Below are 15121 nucleotides of genomic sequence, written 5' to 3'. Positions count from 1 at the left end.
GCATTTCCTCTTTTCCGTTAGTATGTTGACCTCACTTGAGTTGCTCGCCAATCCCGTACCAAATACGCACAACTTGCTCCGCTTCAGCAAATAATGCTTGGTATAGGCGGCCACATGTATCACGTAATAAACGTGCTTGTTTTTCCATCGGTACAACACCGCGGCCCATATCTGTCACAATAAGTGCCAGCGAACAATGTTGGGCAAGGGCTGATAACTTAGTGAGGGCGGATTGTACGACCAGCTCATCTTCCTCAAGGTTTTGTGTCATAAGCCATTTCTCCATATGTTGAATGACTAGGATTTCACAGGCTGGTGCAACATCCGGTAGTTCGCCATCGATAAGTACCACCTCGTGTTGTTCATATAAACGCATTACATAATCGGTTTTTCCGCTATAGGCGCCTCCGATAAAAACATGCATCTAGCTCCCTCCTCCCAAGCCTTTCTAGTAAATGTTAAATTAAATTGATGATCATGTGGCACTTGGTATGACCAAAACGGCTGCTCTATTGGCGCATAGGCAACGAGTAAGGCACGAATCACCCCGCCATGAACGACTAAAACATAGCAATCCTCATTCTTTGGTAAATGGTTGAAGCCTTCTACCACTCTTGCCACAAAATCATCAAAAGCCTCGCCTTGTGGCGGTGGCGAATGAATAGGGTCATCCAACCATGCACGGTAACGAGCATCCTTCTTTAACTCCTCATAGGTTTTTCCCTCAAATTCACCAAAATTGGATTCACGAAACCGTTCATCTGCTTCATAGCTAGCATTCGGAAAATAATGGGCGGCTGTGACTCGACAGCGTTGTAAATCGCTGCCATATACCTTTTCGACACCTGCATCCACTACAGAGAGCTTGGAGATATCAGCTAATGGTGCGTCCGTCCACCCCAAATAACGCTTTTCTAAATTGGCCTTTGTGGGCGCATGCCGCATTAAGCACACAGTAACAATGTCACCCATAGAACAACCTCCACCCCTTCAATCGATGCACCTAGTAGATCACCCGAGACACCGCCAAAATTACGCAATGTAAATTGTCGAAAAATAACGAGCGCAAATGCTAAAACGATCACTAATAGTATTGGTAGCATCGAGAACTTTGTGATGATCAGCACAACCGGCATGACCAATAAAAGAGACAGTAGCATCATTATTTTTAATAATTTCACGTTGATATGCGACTGAAAGAAATAGGCAAGGCCTTTTTCCTTTGAACAGTTAAGTGACATAAAATAAAAGCTCATGCCGACCCTTGTTAAAAAAGGAATGAATACGACCATCCATAGTGCAAATTTATTTTGCACAAAAAGCTCATGTAAAACGACAAATTTCCCAAATAACAAAAAAAGTATTGATAGCACTCCGAAAGCACCAACCCGAGGATCATCTAAAATCTCAAGTCGTTTGTCCCGATCGCGATAAGAAAAATATGCATCTCCCATATCAATAAAGCCATCCAAATGTAAACCGCCTGTCCATAAAGCAAACAGCCCGATAACGATAAAGGCAAGCATGACCTCGCTACTAGCCGTCCATTGTGTAAGGCAGTAAAGAACTCCGGCTACAGTTGTGCCCATCAATGCCCCTAGCCATGGCAAGCAAGCAAACATCCCTGTAATCGTTGACCTTGTTAAAGGTAATTCCTTATGTACGGGCAAAACCGTAAAAAATTGAAATGCCAACAGCAGGCTATGCCAAAAACTTTTCATCGTCTTGCCTTCCTTCTCGATTATTTCCATCTCTTTACGATACCATAATTCATTTCATACGCCTCTTGGGCCGACGCTACGAACCATTGGTGGAGCTGTCCTAATGTTCTTCGATACAGCTCCACCTCTTCGTTCTGATAAGGTGGCTCATCAAACAGCTCATTCGACACCACTAATAATGTCACGTTCTTCGTTTGCAGGGATTGAATGGCCTGTTTAACAGTTCGAAGCTTAGATGCTAAACAGCCAGGCTTCGTTACACAGGGTGCTCCACAATCATAACCTTCATAAAAAGCATTCGTCAGCCAAGTAGTGACGCAATCCCATAGCACTACATCCCCATCCTTGAGTGTCTCAAATACGGGTGCGATGTCATAAGGGGCCTCCACTGTTAACCATTTTATTGGCTGGGCTAGTCGATCAGCTTGATGACGATCAATTCGCTTCTCCATTTCATCATCCAAAGCAATACCAGAAGCTATATATATTAAACGTTTTTCTATATTAGGCTGTGCTTGGAAGTGCTGTATGGCGGCTTGTTCTGCAAAATGAGATTTGCCACTACGCACACCACCAGTAATAAAAATGAGGGGCATTCGTAATACCTCCTATTGTAAATGATGTAGAGTACCTATCTCTTGGATTACCCACTGCTGTCCCTGACGTTCAATCACGGTGACACTTGTCCCATGAATATAAGGAGCTGTCCAAAGCTCACTAATATTGCGTTGTAAAATAGCATTAATCATGCATTTAATCGTCACCGCATGGGAAACGATCAAAATAGGCTCATCACGATGTTGCTCCGCTATTTTTTTCAACGTATACATCGCTCTTTCTGTGACAGCGCCAAAACTTTCCGTATGGGTTGCGATAAATTGCGCAGGGTATTTCGTATACAATTCATAATCAAGCCCATTTGTCATCAAAATGTCCTCAATTCGCTTACCTTGCCAATTCCCTAAAAAAATTTCCCGTAAATTATCCTCATAGTAAACCGGTAATTGGCGATGAGCCGTCAGAATATCCATCGTCTCCTTCGCACGACCACTTGAACTACAATAAGCTGCCGCAAATGGGATTAACTGTAGTTGCTGCTGTAATTTAGCAGCCGCTTCCCTACCATTGTCCGTTAACGGAGAGTCCAACCATCCTTGTAGTCTTTGCTCCTGATTCCATTGTGTTTCCCCATGTCTTACTAGATAAAAAGTTGTCACTTTTCTCTCCCCTTATTTGCGTTAAACCACGCCTGCAGACAATTATGTAAATACGTCATGGCCGCAATATCTTTAATCCCAATACGAAACCATTCGCCCTGTAATCCTTTAAAGTTTTTCGTATGACGCAGGACAACTCCCTGTGCTAAACAATACGTAAAAAAGGCATCCGACTGCTGTTCCTTTGGCAAGGAAAAGCACACGTAATTCGTCACACTATTAGTGACAACACAGCCGTTTTCTTGTAAATAACGATGCAACTGCTCTCTTTGCGTTGTCGCATAGGCAATTGCCTGCTGACTATATTGCTGCTCATCCAAACAGCCTGCACCAATGACCAGTGCAAAGGCATTTAAATTCCAATGGGGCAGCATGTCCTTTAGCTCACTGACAATAGAGGCATGAGCAACTAAATAGCCAAGACGTAAGCCAGGTATTGCGTACATTTTAGTCATCGAACGCACAACGAGGACATGTGAATTTTCCATACTTTCATGCATGAGAGAATTCGCCTCATCGACCCAATCCATAAAGGCTTCATCGATGACAAGCTCACATTTGACAGCACGACCATGCTCTAATAACGCTAGTAAAACTTCCTTTTTGGGCAATACACCTGTTGGATTATTCGGTGTACAAATATAAAGTGCATCCGCTTCCACCATTTCTTGTTTAAGTCGTTCCATTGGCAATGTGTATTGGATAAAGTCCGTCACCAAAACCGGAATAATAATAGCTCCTGCGGCTAGCAATGTTCGCTCATATTCTGAAAAAGTAGGATGGACGACAATAACGCGCTTTTGCGCATAACGTCTCGCAATAACACTAAAGAGCTCTGACGCCCCGTTGCCTAGTAAAACCATATCCTTCGCCACTTGATGAAAAGCAGCAACCTTTGATAGAAAAGGCTCTCCATCTGGATCTGGATAGCGTTGAATGAGCGGGTAAAATGTACGCCAACGTGCCTCGACAAAGGATGGTGGTCCTGCCGCATTGACATTTTCACTAAAATCATATACCTCTTCAGGCATCGTTAAACCTAATTGCTGATAAACATTTTGCGGATTTGCTCCGTGATTAGGTAATAGCATAAATGAACACCTCCACTGCTAACATGACAAGCGTAAAGAGCACCATGGCAATACGCATATGAATAATAGATGCCAGTATATGTTCCTTTGTTAACGGAACTAATTTTTCTCCCATAATCGCCCGATGCGAAACAACGCCTTGATAAGTATTTTTCCCTCCTAGTTGGACGCCAAGCTGCACTGCTGTTGCGGCCTCTAAATAACCACTATTTGGACTAGGATGCTTTTTAGCGTCTTGCGCCCAACGCTTTAATCGCTGTCCAAATGAGTAACTCGTTTCATTTTTTGTACCTAGCACGATAAGAAAGCCCGTAATACGACTTGGAATAAAATTCAGGACATCATCAAGTTTGGCAGAAAACATGCCAAAATCTTTGTATGTTTCATTTTTATAGCCGACCATGGAATCTAACGTATTGACAGCCTTGTAGCCCCATAAACCGATAGCACCAAATAAAAAGGCATAAAATAGTGGGGCGGTCACTCCATCACTTGTATTTTCTGAAACGGTCTCTACTACACCACGCACAATCTCATCTTCCCCCAGCTTTTCTGTATCACGCCCAACAATCCATGATAACTTGACGCGCGCTTCCGCAAAATCACCTTTTACAAGGGGCTCATAAACTGCCAGTGCCGCCTCCTTTAAGCTACGTTGTGCAAGCCCAATACCTATTAGAAGCCCTTCGACTAAAACGCCAAAAATCAAGCTTACCTGATAGCTGAGTAGTAAAATAAGTGTGACCACAAACATCGTTGTCCCTACAACGGCAAGTGCCATCACCATACCACGCAGTTTCCGCCATTTGCCTTGATTCCATAAAGCTGTTTGTGATTGAATCAGCTTGCCAATCCATCGCACAGGATGCGGAAGCTTCGGAGGGTCTCCTACTAAAATATCGAATATAATTCCTATGATACAGGCAATCACTATGGCAATCATAACGCCTTCTCCTCTTTATCCTTTTTGTATTTACGAATAGCCTCACGCATCGTTTCATAGACACCGTAGCCAATGACCTTGCCTAGCATTGTGATAGGACCGGCATATTGATGGTAGTCCCCTTCTTCTGTAGCAGCAATGAGTAAGCTATCAGTGGATGTTCCGGTTGCTTGCGTGCCTGTTGTAGGATCAGTTATACCTTCATCCGCTAACGCCTTCACCTTCGCCTCCGTTGTCGAAATCATAGCCTGAAATAACGCTTCATCAGACAATCTCCCGTTAATAAGCACCCATGTATTAATCGTTCCTGCATGGTATTGCTCCGCACGATGAAAAGCACGTGTAATATCTACGGCATTGCCTAGACCCGCAGTAATCATAATGACTAGATGAATACCTTCATATGTAAAATCACGAATGGTCGCAAATTTGGCTTGGACTGCCGTCATCATCGCCACTGTGTTATCGACTGGAAAATCATGCGCCTGCAAAAAATGCTGTAAATCACGATGTGGCTGTCGATCATCATACGTAATGGGCACAGTCCGATTCATCAGATGAGTAAAATAACCAAAGCCTGGATTATGCATAGCAGAAGATACAACCTTCATAGGTGAAACCGCTTGAAGTGCTACATATTGGTCAGAAATTTGAATATGATCCTTTGAAAGTATGGGCATTCAATCGCCTCCTGACGATAAATAGATTATGAACATAAAAAAACAAATTCTTACAAAGAAGAATTTGTACTGTCGATTCTTTATTAAAATTTGAACCTTCTGAACGTTTGTACAGAATAACAACTTCATAATACTCAAATTATTTATTTTCTTTGAAATTGTATCATAAGTTTGCCTGTTGCCACAATTCCATTTTGACGTGTTGTTACTGCTTTTGTTTAAGATTTTTAAAGCGGATTACGGAGCCAATGATGATAAAGACCCAACCAATAGCTATGTAAACTACTTTCATTGTTTTTGTCGATGACGGTAAAATATCCATAATCGTTAAACAGACAAAAAGTATCCCAACAACCGAAAAAAGCATACCAATCGTTAAATTCTTCACGAAAAACCCTCCCAACTATGTACGCCCTCGATTTTACCGTATTCTTAGCAAAAAGAAAACACTAATCCAAGTATGGAACCCTTGGATTAGTGATAATTTTGTCATTAAGCTTTCGCATGGGCAAAAAATTCTTCATATAACGCCTGTAAAATGCGGTTTTCAAATTCCTGAAGTACTCCAAAAACGAGACTTACTTCAGAAGAGCCTTGATTGATCATTTCAATGTTTGCGCCGGTTCTTGAAATCGCTGTAGCAGCACGCGCAGCTAAACCTGTGTTATGGCGCATACCTTCACCAACAATCACGATCATCGAAAAACCATGACGCATTTCTACATATTCAGCATGTAGCTCTTCTTTCACTCGACTAATAATACGCTCTTCATTATCAGGTGATATCTGATTCGAACGCATAATGACTGAAATATCGTCTAAGCCAGAAGGTGTGTGTTCATAAGAAATATTTTCATCTTCTAAAATTTGTAGTAGCTTTCTTCCAAAGCCTACTTCACGATTCATCAAATATTTAGAGACATATAAAGTTGAAAAACCACTGTCTGCCGAGATACCTGTAACGGGACGACCTGTTGCAGGACGACTTGGTACGATACGAGTACCTGGGGCTGATGGATTATTTGTATTTTTTATGTTAACGGGCACCCCAATCTTGTAGACAGGCATTAATGCTTCATCATGGAACACTGAAAAGCCTGCATATGATAATTCGCGCATTTCGCGATACGTAATTTCTTTAATTTCCACTGGATCATTGACAACCTTCGGATTCGCGGAGAACACACAATCCACATCCGTAAAGTTTTCATATAACTCCGCTTCAACAGCTGCTGCTAAAATGGAGCCAGTAATATCAGAGCCTCCGCGGTCAAATGTCCGCAATACGCCCGCTTTAGTGTAACCGAAGAACCCTGGGAACACAATAATTTCTTTTGTGTGTTTTAAAGGGGCTAAATTAGCATACGCTTCGGGTAAAGCAAATGTTCGTTCAGGTAAATCATTGACCACTAATCCATCCTTAGGACTTACATAGCGTGCGGGCATTCCAATTGCATTAAAATAAGCGGCAATAAGCTTGGCGTTATTATCTTCACCTGCTGCTTTAATGCTATCAATGAATAATTCCACGTTTGTTTTGTCACCTTGTACACGTTCACGTAAATCTTCCGCAATCACGTCACAAATGGCATCATCTAACCCTAAACCATCTGCAATTGCTCGAAAACGATCGACTACAATATGCAATTTGTCTTCGGTATCTTCATGTTGTAACGCGGCAGTTGCTAATTGTATTAATAGATCGGTTACTTTTATATCGTCACCAGATCGTTTACCTGGTGCTGAAACGGCAACGATTTTACGTGCCGGATTAGATTTCACAATATTTGCTACTTTTTGAATTTGTTCTGCGTTTGCTACAGATGTTCCACCAAATTTACACACGATCATATCTATCAAATCCTAACTTTTTCAAATTAATTGTATTCCTCCAAAAAACAATTGACTGTACACAGTGTACAAATTATCGATTCCTACGTCAATACAATTTAAAAAATTCGCGCAATTTACTGAGAAATATGGACAATTTTCGTACTGTTTGATTTATTATACGGATTTCGTATGAAATAGTTAAGGTTTTTATGAATTTTTTTTCGTGATATTCACAGATTCGTGAAATTTTCCGTTTTGACTTTCTTCTATATAAAGAGGAAAACGCTTACTCCCCACTATGATATGCACAAACATCCTCGGTGTTTGTGCTAATTTGCAGGCGAAAGGAGGGTTTTGAGTAGGAGGACGAATGCTTCTGGACAGGTTTTTTTCTAGAAAATAGCTACATCACTTTTTTGCCAGTATGTAAAACTTCATGACGAGTATGCTTGAACTGTGGATGATTTTATCCATCTCTCCCTCACATGCAAAAAAACTAGGATCACATGTAATTAGTGAAACCTAGTTTTTCCAAGCTATTTTCGTTTAAATTGCCGTCCAGCCGCCGTCAATGACTAATTCTGCGCCTGTCATAAAGCGTGATTCGTCAGAGGCAAGGAAGACTACTCCATAGGCTACGTCCTCTGGTGAACCAAAGTACGGTAGCTGTGTATAGGTTTTGTAGAAAGGTAAAGCGCCCCCTTCTTCCATCGTTGGCGCTGTCATAGGCGTAACGATGATGCCTGGGTGAACAGAATTTACACGAATATGATCTTTCCCATACTCTACCGCAGCCGATTTAGATAACACCCGAAGTGCTCCTTTTGCTGCTGTATAAGGACTTGTCCCTGCCATTCCCACGATTCCACCAATGGAAGAAATATTGACAATAGATCCGCCACCAGCCTTTTGCATTTCTGGAATCACATATTTCATACCAATGATACAGCCATTTAAGTTAATGTCCATCACTTTATTCCATTCGTCCATTTCCATGTTGGCAATCGTTTTTGGTGATGAAATTCCTGCATTGTTGACTAGTACATCGACTTTACCATATGCCTTCACTGCCTCTGCAATTACTGCTTTCCACTCGTCCTCAGACGTTACATTATGTGAAAGACCAATAATATCTCCACCATTTTCTTTAATTTCTTTCACTAAGTTATTCAATGGCTCGATTTGCACATCTGTTGCAATCACCTTTGCCCCTTCTTGTGCAAATAGCTTTGCCTCAGAAGCTCCCATGCCCATCGCTGCTCCCGTAATAATCGCTACTTTCCCATTTAAACGTCCCATCTATAAAACTCCCTTTCTATTATCAATCCATTTCCTCCGAGCAAATGTCACCAGATGTTTTCAATCCGCTACAGAAGCTAGAGGCTTCATTTTGCTTCAGCAGATGTTTGAACACCCTCTAAAAAGAGCATCACAAGCATACATCCTCCCCCATAGAAAAGGGACATCTCCGTATGTTTGATATAAAATTGCTGAATCAAATAAATGAATAATTCGTGAAAACATTAACAACTAGTTGTATTATCGACACCGTGTCGTTAATATAATTATAACTGTCTGTTCAAAAAGGGCAAACAACATAAGAGCATGAATTGATGTATTGACAACATGTAAGGCTACTATGTTGTGTAAACGATAAATTTAATACAAGGAGCTTAAAAATGTCGAAAAAGATGGACCCTCGTGTCATAAGAACGCGCCAACTATTAAGAGATGCATTAGTGGAGTTAATAGATGAACAAGGCTATGAGAAGATTACTGTGCAAGATATTACTCAACGGGCAACCTTGAACCGTGCCACTTTCTATTTACATTACCGTGACAAATTAGATTTACTGTACCAGAGCTCTGAGGAAATCTTACATGAATTAGTAGGAAGTATTCACCCAACGTTTGAAGAGAAGAGAGATTTTGATTTATTGCCTCATTATGATCAGCCTCATGAGACATTTATGCATTTGTTTGAACAAATTGCGCTGAATAGTAAGCTTTACAAAGTCTACCTCACAGAAAAAGATATCCCTTATTTTTCTGCAGGCTTAAAAAAGATAATTATCGATTTTGTATCAAGTGGTATTCAATTGATGGAGCCTGATGATCAAAAATTAACCGTACCGCGTGAGATGGCTATCCGTTTTTATGCCGCTGCCTTTCTTGAGGTGATCGTCTGGTGGTTAGAAAATGATATGCCCTATACGCCAAAATTTATGGCGACTCAGTTAATGCGTATTACCATTAAAGGACCCTACTTGGATAACCCCTTTCAGCAATCTTAAAAGCTGGCATTTCCTATATGCCAGCTTTATTGGTTCACTACGTATTTTTTTGCCTGTACATGTCTTATGCATTGGATGGAGATTTACAAACAACGGACCATACCTGTTCAAATAATGCTTGATGGTCACTGTTGCTCCATCTTTCAGCAAAATACGGGTTGTGGAAGTACGTAAATGCTGTCATATGGGGTTATTTTGGCTGTACCTCAGCGGATAGGTTTCTCAAAATTCCAGTTCGTATAAATGACAGCCGCCGTTACTGGCTCTGTAGTCTTATCTTCCGTGAAACCGCCTATTAGATTACCTACTCTAAATGTCGGCTCAAAAAATTGTTCTTCCTTAGGGGGTGCGGTTGGACCATCTATCCCCAATTTCGTCTTATCTGTAACGACTACTTTCATGCCGTTATCCAACGTAAAGCTCAGTCCATCTTCTCCAACTTCTGTGATCACTCCTTCGATATTGACTACTGCACTTGCCGCAGGAGCTGAATGATCCACCATAATTCTATCTGTTAAATCGATTGTTGTGTCATTGTTTACATTGACTAAAGAAGCGACTACCGCTATTACTGCACAGGCAACTAAACTTCCCACACTTATTCGTACTTTTTTCATAAAGACCCTCTTTTCTTTTTGTTGAAATTCCATCATCTCGTTTTCCATCTTTATCTTAAATTCTTCGGAAGCATGAATCTGCTTCATCACGTTTTTATAAGCATTCATCAGACCGTACTCCCTTCTTCTAATATGATTTTCAATTTCATTCGTGCCCGTCTTAGCTTTGAGCCAATCGTGTTGACGTTCATTCCTAATAGATTGGCGATTTCTGCAGTTGTATAGCCTTCATAATAATGTAAATAAACAATGACTCTCTCTTTTGGATTCAGCTCAAAAATTTCCGTAAGCACCATTTGCTCCTCTTTGGCGATAAAGGACATTTCTTCGGTAATTGGTACCGTCTTCTTCACACGGGCAGACTTAAAGTAATCCTTACATTTATTGAAAGTTACTTTGATGAGCCAAGCCTTTAAATGATCTTCATGATCGAAGGGCTTTTTCTGTTTCATAAGAGTCATATAAACCTCTTGGACAATATCCTCCGCCTCAGACATATTTTTTGTCTGATGCACAGCAATACGGATTAAGGTGTCACTATATGTTTGAACAATCTCTTGAACACATAAGCCAGCAAACTTTTTCATATTTCCTATCGAGCCTCCTTCTTTTCATAATACGATTCATCTTTTAAAATTCGTGCAATAGGCCATTTTTTTACTGGTATGAATTATTGGTGACAGTCCAAAACGAAAAAAGAAGGGAAAATAAATCCCCCTCTCCTTAAATTTTCATAACAGATTTCATCACCATCTCAGGAAGGATTTCATAATAAATATCAAATAGATCGACAAAATGTTTGGTATAACCGTTATACTGAATATTAATTTATAATGATATGACAAGAGTTGGAATGATTAGTTACAGGAGAATGATAGATGAAAATAGTAATTGCAGAAAAACCAGATCAGGCTGCCAAGTTAGCTGCTCCCTTTTCTTTTACTAAAAAGACAGGATACTTTGAAGTCAAAGCCAACTCATATTTTCCCAATGGAGCCATTATTACTTGGGCAATTGGGCATTTATGTGAATTAAAAACACCAGAAGAATATGATCCAACATGGAAAAAGTGGAAATTAGAAACATTACCCATTATTCCCGATCGATTTGAATATAAAGTTTCTAAATCTAAGTATAAACAATTTACTATCATAAAAAATCTAGTTAAAAGACCAGACATTCAAGAAATTATAATCGGTGGAGACGCCGGGCGTGAAGGAGAATTAATCATTCGTACCATTTTAAGGGTATGTGGTGTAAACAAACCGATGAAACGATTATGGATATCGTCCTTAACGGAAAACTCGGTCAAAAATGGCTTCTCAAATTTACTGCCCGAAGCGAAAACGAAGGATATTTATTACGAAGCATTAAGTCGTTCCTGCGCAGATTGGTTAATTGGCATGAATACGTCGAGATTATATACGGTCCTACTTAAGAAAAACGGTGTCAAAGATGTCTTTTCCATTGGCAGAGTTCAGACCCCAACCCTTGCGTTAATTGTTCATAGGGAACATGAAATCGCGAATTTCAAATCAGAACCTTTTTGGGAAGTCGAAGCAGTCTTTCATTTCGCAGGTAAAATGCTAAAAGCAAAATGGCATAAAAATAATATGTCAAGAGTATCGGAGGAAAAACAAGCGATAGCCATTGCTAATTTCTGTCTACATAAAAATGTAGAAATAACGAAAATAAATAAAGAGACGAAGGAATACGCACCGCCTCTGTTATTTAATTTGTCCGCGTTACAGGCTACAGCAAATAAGTCTTATAAGTTTTCGCCACAAAAAACTCTTGATATTTTACAAAAGCTTTATGTAAAAGGTTTAGTTTCATACCCAAGATCAGATTCGCAATTTTTAACAAGTGAAGAAGCCAAAACACTACCAACTATATTAAACAATTTGAGCAAAATAGATAAATATAAAAACCTTCTTCCTCCCCCAACAAATTCAATTATGAATAACAAAAGATATGTCAATGAGAAGAAGGTTACGGACCACCATGCGATCATTGTGACAGATCAAATACCTAACCTGGCTAAGCTAAGCATGGAAGAAGAAAAGATTTACGATTTAGTAGCGAGACAAGTCATTGCAGCACATTATAACTATGCCATTTTTGCGTACACAACGATTCATTCGCTTGTCGATAAACGAGCTGAGTTCATTTCGAAGGGGAAGGAGCAAATTGAGGAGGGTTGGCGTAAAGTCATTTATCTATCTAAAGAAAATGCATCTCAAGAGGAAGAAGAAATGCTTCCGCTTCTTCATGAAAATGAGCTCGGGACTGTGGCTCAAGCTACCGTTAAAAAAGGGGCAACACAGCCACCTAATAGATATACAGAAGGTCATTTAATTACATTAATGAAAACAGCCGGTAAACACCTAGATGATGCTGAGTTAGAAAAGGTTTTATCTAAAACGGAAGGATTAGGAACTGAAGCAACACGAGCCGGCATTATTGGTACACTCAAAGACAGAAACTATATTGAAATAAAGAAAAACCAAGTATTTGCTACATCTAAAGGTATGTTATTAATTGAAGCATTAGGTGAAAACAGCCTACTGACATCACCCTCGATGACCGCAAAATGGGAGCAGCGACTATCTGAAATTGGTGAAGGACATGCTTCTCCTCAAGCATTTATGGAGCAAGTAAAAAAGCTCACCTATAAATTGATTACAGATGCGCATGAACGTGAAAAAGTATGGGCATTCGATCAAAAGGAAGTCGACAAAATCAGTGCCAATAATCCTTATCAAAAGAAATATAAAAAAGAAAAAACTGTTGTCGGAAAGTGTATTCTTTGCGATGGCTCTATCCTAGATCATGGTACTTTTTACGGCTGTTCAAACTATAAAACTGCCAACTGTAAATTCTCAGTTTCAAAGAAAATTCTCAGTAAAACCATTTCACAGACAAATGTAAGAAAGCTACTTGCCACTGGTGAAACAGACATGATCAAAGGGTTTAAAAAGGGACAAAAAACCTTCAATGCGCATCTTATTTGGGATGAAAAAGAACATAAGGTACATTTTAAATTCCCTCAATAATTAGGGCATTTTAGGTGGTACACATCAAAGGGCGATACATAGATACCGCCCTTTTGGTCCCACTTCCTCATAAGAAATAGTTTAAAGCATTGCTCCCAGAAGTAATTAACGCTAATAAACCTGCAACCATCACCCATATTGCATATCGGTTTTCTTCTTGCTTTCTCTTCCCTATCCAAAATAATATGAAGCTGATACATAATAAAACAACCCCTATTATTGCACCTGTAATAATCCCTATCATCATGCCCATTTCCTATAGCCTCCTTATCTTCTCACCAATCTTTCAATCTATTTTCATTGTAGCTGTCAATCATCACTTTTTTCTTTCTCATTCCTTACATATTCATTAAGTATTAAATACTTCTATGTTCAATCGTACACCGCCATCATAAAAACACCTTAATAGGTAAACTATCAAGGTGTGTCTCGTCTTAGAGCCTTCATTATTTTTATAGTTAATCGATCAAAATACAATACCGATAATGATTGCCGATAAAACACTGACTAGTGAAGCGCCATAGAGCAATTTTAAACCAAAGCGCGCAACCACATTGCCTTGCTTTTCATGTAGCCCTTTTACGGCACCTACGATAGTCCCAATGGAGCCAAAGTTTGCAAAGGATATAAGGAATACAGATACAATGGCTGCCGTACGTTCACTAAAGCTATCTTGGATTTTAACGAAGTCCAGCATAGCAACAAATTCATTGGCCACAAGCTTTGTCGCCATAATACTACCCGCATTAACCGCTTCATGCCAAGGTACACCCATAAGAAAGGCAATTGGCGCAAAAACATACCCTAAGATACCTTGGAACGAGATGCCGAATATGCCATTAAACAGACCATTAATAAGGGCAATTAACCCAACGAAGCCTACTAACATAACGCCAACTATAATGGCTACTTTAAAACCATCCATAATGTATTCGCCTAGCATTTCAAAAAATGTTTGCTTTTCCCCTTCTTGCACTTCGATTATATCTTCCTCCGCCTTCACTTCATACGGGTTAATGATAGAGGCGACAATAAAACCACCGAATAAGTTTAATAATAAGGCGGCGACTACATACTTGGGCTCTAGCATCGTCATATAGGAACCAACAATTGACATCGATACAGTTGACATCGCAGAAGCACATAATGTATAGAGACGGTGCTTCGGTAAAAATCCAATTTGGTTTTTCACCGAGATGAATACTTCATTTTGTCCTACTATAGCTGCAGCGACCGCATTATAAGATTCTAGTTTTCCCATTCCATTTATTTTACTTAGTACTAGACCAATATACTTGATAATAAACGGAAGGATTTTATAATGTTGCAATATTCCGATTATTGCGGACATAAAAACAATGGGCATTAACACATACAGGAAAAAAGTATGCGCTCCTTCATTAGCTATCCCACCGAATACAAAATTGGTCCCTTCGTTTGCATAGTCTAGTAATTTGGCAAAACTATCAGCAAATCCTTTAATTAATAATTCTCCGATACTTGTTTTAATCAGAAGAAATCCTAGTATAAGCTGGATGACAATCATCACAATGATTGGACGATACTTAATCTTTTTCTTATTATTACTCGCAACCCATGCTAAAAATAAAACTAACAGTAAACCTACTATAGAAATTAAATAATGCATCTATTCCCCTCCGTAACTTTC

Annotated in this window: 17 protein-coding genes and 1 pseudogene; 2 read left to right on the top strand and 16 right to left on the bottom strand. The window is 39.7% G+C overall.

The window, feature by feature from the left end; all coding sequences use genetic code 11:
• Positions 1–31 precede the first annotated feature (31 nt).
• The 11 genes from MKX57_RS09750 to MKX57_RS09700 all read right to left on the bottom strand — a co-directional run bounded on the left by MKX57_RS09750 (position 32) and on the right by MKX57_RS09700 (position 8784).
• On the bottom strand, positions 32–424 hold the full coding sequence (locus MKX57_RS09750) for a bifunctional adenosylcobinamide kinase/adenosylcobinamide-phosphate guanylyltransferase (RefSeq protein ID WP_043990657.1): 393 nt from the start codon (positions 422–424) through the stop codon (positions 32–34).
• Complete coding sequence (locus MKX57_RS09745) at positions 376–972, bottom strand: histidine phosphatase family protein (RefSeq protein WP_107921893.1); 597 nt, start codon at positions 970–972, stop codon at positions 376–378. The genes MKX57_RS09750 and MKX57_RS09745 overlap by 49 nt, the downstream gene beginning before the upstream one ends.
• On the bottom strand, positions 945–1721 hold the full coding sequence (gene cobS / locus MKX57_RS09740) for an adenosylcobinamide-GDP ribazoletransferase (RefSeq protein WP_089985163.1): 777 nt from the start codon (positions 1719–1721) through the stop codon (positions 945–947). Before cobS ends, MKX57_RS09745 begins: the two co-directional genes overlap by 28 nt.
• A gap of 20 nt (positions 1722–1741) precedes the next feature.
• A complete protein-coding gene (locus tag MKX57_RS09735) occupies positions 1742–2317 on the bottom strand; it encodes a bifunctional adenosylcobinamide kinase/adenosylcobinamide-phosphate guanylyltransferase (protein ID WP_008179842.1) in 576 nt (191 codons plus the stop codon).
• Positions 2318–2329: 12 nt separating this feature from the next.
• A complete protein-coding gene (locus MKX57_RS09730; RefSeq protein ID WP_008179843.1) occupies positions 2330–2938 on the bottom strand; it encodes a histidine phosphatase family protein in 609 nt (202 codons plus the stop codon).
• Positions 2935–4029: a threonine-phosphate decarboxylase gene (locus MKX57_RS09725; RefSeq protein ID WP_107921891.1), complete on the bottom strand. Its 1095-nt coding sequence runs from the start codon at positions 4027–4029 to the stop codon at positions 2935–2937. Before MKX57_RS09725 ends, MKX57_RS09730 begins: the two co-directional genes overlap by 4 nt.
• Positions 4016–4972: an adenosylcobinamide-phosphate synthase CbiB gene (gene cbiB, locus MKX57_RS09720; RefSeq protein WP_089984785.1), complete on the bottom strand. Its 957-nt coding sequence runs from the start codon at positions 4970–4972 to the stop codon at positions 4016–4018. The genes MKX57_RS09725 and cbiB overlap by 14 nt, the downstream gene beginning before the upstream one ends.
• Positions 4969–5652 carry an adenosylcobinamide amidohydrolase gene (locus MKX57_RS09715; protein ID WP_089984787.1) on the bottom strand — a complete coding sequence of 228 codons (684 nt, stop codon included), beginning with the start codon at positions 5650–5652 and terminating at the stop codon, positions 4969–4971. The genes cbiB and MKX57_RS09715 overlap by 4 nt, the downstream gene beginning before the upstream one ends.
• Before the next feature lie 205 nt (positions 5653–5857).
• Positions 5858–6040: a hypothetical protein gene (locus MKX57_RS09710; RefSeq protein ID WP_025115645.1), complete on the bottom strand. Its 183-nt coding sequence runs from the start codon at positions 6038–6040 to the stop codon at positions 5858–5860.
• A gap of 104 nt (positions 6041–6144) precedes the next feature.
• On the bottom strand, positions 6145–7503 hold the full coding sequence (locus tag MKX57_RS09705) for an aspartate kinase (protein WP_089984789.1): 1359 nt from the start codon (positions 7501–7503) through the stop codon (positions 6145–6147).
• A gap of 528 nt (positions 7504–8031) precedes the next feature.
• A complete protein-coding gene (locus tag MKX57_RS09700) occupies positions 8032–8784 on the bottom strand; it encodes a glucose 1-dehydrogenase (RefSeq protein ID WP_008175990.1) in 753 nt (250 codons plus the stop codon).
• A gap of 380 nt (positions 8785–9164) precedes the next feature.
• Here MKX57_RS09700 and MKX57_RS09695 point away from each other — a divergent pair, with 380 nt between their 5' ends.
• A complete protein-coding gene (locus MKX57_RS09695; RefSeq protein ID WP_008175985.1) occupies positions 9165–9779 on the top strand; it encodes a TetR/AcrR family transcriptional regulator in 615 nt (204 codons plus the stop codon).
• 64 nt (positions 9780–9843) lie between these two features.
• Here the strand turns inward: MKX57_RS09695 and MKX57_RS09690 are convergent.
• The 3 genes and pseudogenes from MKX57_RS09690 to MKX57_RS09680 all read right to left on the bottom strand — a co-directional run.
• A pseudogene (locus tag MKX57_RS09690) lies at positions 9844–9963 on the bottom strand (hypothetical protein); the annotation flags it as partial.
• Between the two features lie 22 nt (positions 9964–9985).
• Positions 9986–10396: a hypothetical protein gene (locus MKX57_RS09685; RefSeq protein ID WP_342550984.1), complete on the bottom strand. Its 411-nt coding sequence runs from the start codon at positions 10394–10396 to the stop codon at positions 9986–9988.
• 107 nt (positions 10397–10503) lie between these two features.
• Positions 10504–10983: an RNA polymerase sigma factor gene (locus MKX57_RS09680; protein ID WP_008175981.1), complete on the bottom strand. Its 480-nt coding sequence runs from the start codon at positions 10981–10983 to the stop codon at positions 10504–10506.
• Between the two features lie 291 nt (positions 10984–11274).
• On the opposite strand from MKX57_RS09680, the gene MKX57_RS09675 reads away from it, so the two are divergent.
• Entirely contained in the window at positions 11275–13452 is a 2178-nt protein-coding gene (locus MKX57_RS09675; RefSeq protein WP_008175979.1) for a DNA topoisomerase III, read from the top strand.
• Between the two features lie 67 nt (positions 13453–13519).
• On the opposite strand, the gene MKX57_RS09670 is transcribed toward MKX57_RS09675, so the two are convergent.
• Positions 13520–13705 (bottom strand): hypothetical protein, encoded by a 186-nt coding sequence (locus MKX57_RS09670; protein ID WP_008175977.1) that lies wholly within the window; start codon positions 13703–13705, stop codon positions 13520–13522.
• 213 nt (positions 13706–13918) lie between these two features.
• Positions 13919–15100: a NupC/NupG family nucleoside CNT transporter gene (locus tag MKX57_RS09665; RefSeq protein WP_342550983.1), complete on the bottom strand. Its 1182-nt coding sequence runs from the start codon at positions 15098–15100 to the stop codon at positions 13919–13921.
• Positions 15101–15121 lie beyond the last annotated feature (21 nt).

The organism is Lysinibacillus sp. FSL M8-0216 (assembly GCF_038595555.1).
Classification (GTDB): domain Bacteria; phylum Bacillota; class Bacilli; order Bacillales_A; family Planococcaceae; genus Lysinibacillus; species Lysinibacillus fusiformis.
This window is presented reverse-complemented; position numbering and strand designations above follow the sequence as displayed.

What these genes read in the sequence shown, in the direction of transcription:
- cobS (WP_089985163.1), bottom strand. Translation starts at nt 1,721, where the DNA reads ATGAAAAGTTTTTGGCATAGCCTGCTGTTGGCATTTCAATTTTTTACG.
- MKX57_RS09670 (WP_008175977.1), bottom strand. Translation starts at nt 13,705, where the DNA reads ATGGGCATGATGATAGGGATTATTACAGGTGCAATAATAGGGGTTGTT.
- cbiB (WP_089984785.1), bottom strand. Translation starts at nt 4,972, where the DNA reads ATGATTGCCATAGTGATTGCCTGTATCATAGGAATTATATTCGATATT.
- MKX57_RS09715 (WP_089984787.1), bottom strand. Translation starts at nt 5,652, where the DNA reads ATGCCCATACTTTCAAAGGATCATATTCAAATTTCTGACCAATATGTA.
- MKX57_RS09750 (WP_043990657.1), bottom strand. Translation starts at nt 424, where the DNA reads ATGCATGTTTTTATCGGAGGCGCCTATAGCGGAAAAACCGATTATGTA.
- MKX57_RS09685 (WP_342550984.1), bottom strand. Translation starts at nt 10,396, where the DNA reads ATGAAAAAAGTACGAATAAGTGTGGGAAGTTTAGTTGCCTGTGCAGTA.
- MKX57_RS09725 (WP_107921891.1), bottom strand. Translation starts at nt 4,029, where the DNA reads ATGCTATTACCTAATCACGGAGCAAATCCGCAAAATGTTTATCAGCAA.
- MKX57_RS09695 (WP_008175985.1), top strand. Translation starts at nt 9,165, where the DNA reads ATGTCGAAAAAGATGGACCCTCGTGTCATAAGAACGCGCCAACTATTA.
- MKX57_RS09700 (WP_008175990.1), bottom strand. Translation starts at nt 8,784, where the DNA reads ATGGGACGTTTAAATGGGAAAGTAGCGATTATTACGGGAGCAGCGATG.
- MKX57_RS09705 (WP_089984789.1), bottom strand. Translation starts at nt 7,503, where the DNA reads ATGATCGTGTGTAAATTTGGTGGAACATCTGTAGCAAACGCAGAACAA.
- MKX57_RS09665 (WP_342550983.1), bottom strand. Translation starts at nt 15,100, where the DNA reads ATGCATTATTTAATTTCTATAGTAGGTTTACTGTTAGTTTTATTTTTA.
- MKX57_RS09735 (WP_008179842.1), bottom strand. Translation starts at nt 2,317, where the DNA reads ATGCCCCTCATTTTTATTACTGGTGGTGTGCGTAGTGGCAAATCTCAT.
- MKX57_RS09675 (WP_008175979.1), top strand. Translation starts at nt 11,275, where the DNA reads ATGAAAATAGTAATTGCAGAAAAACCAGATCAGGCTGCCAAGTTAGCT.
- MKX57_RS09745 (WP_107921893.1), bottom strand. Translation starts at nt 972, where the DNA reads ATGGGTGACATTGTTACTGTGTGCTTAATGCGGCATGCGCCCACAAAG.
- MKX57_RS09680 (WP_008175981.1), bottom strand. Translation starts at nt 10,983, where the DNA reads ATGAAAAAGTTTGCTGGCTTATGTGTTCAAGAGATTGTTCAAACATAT.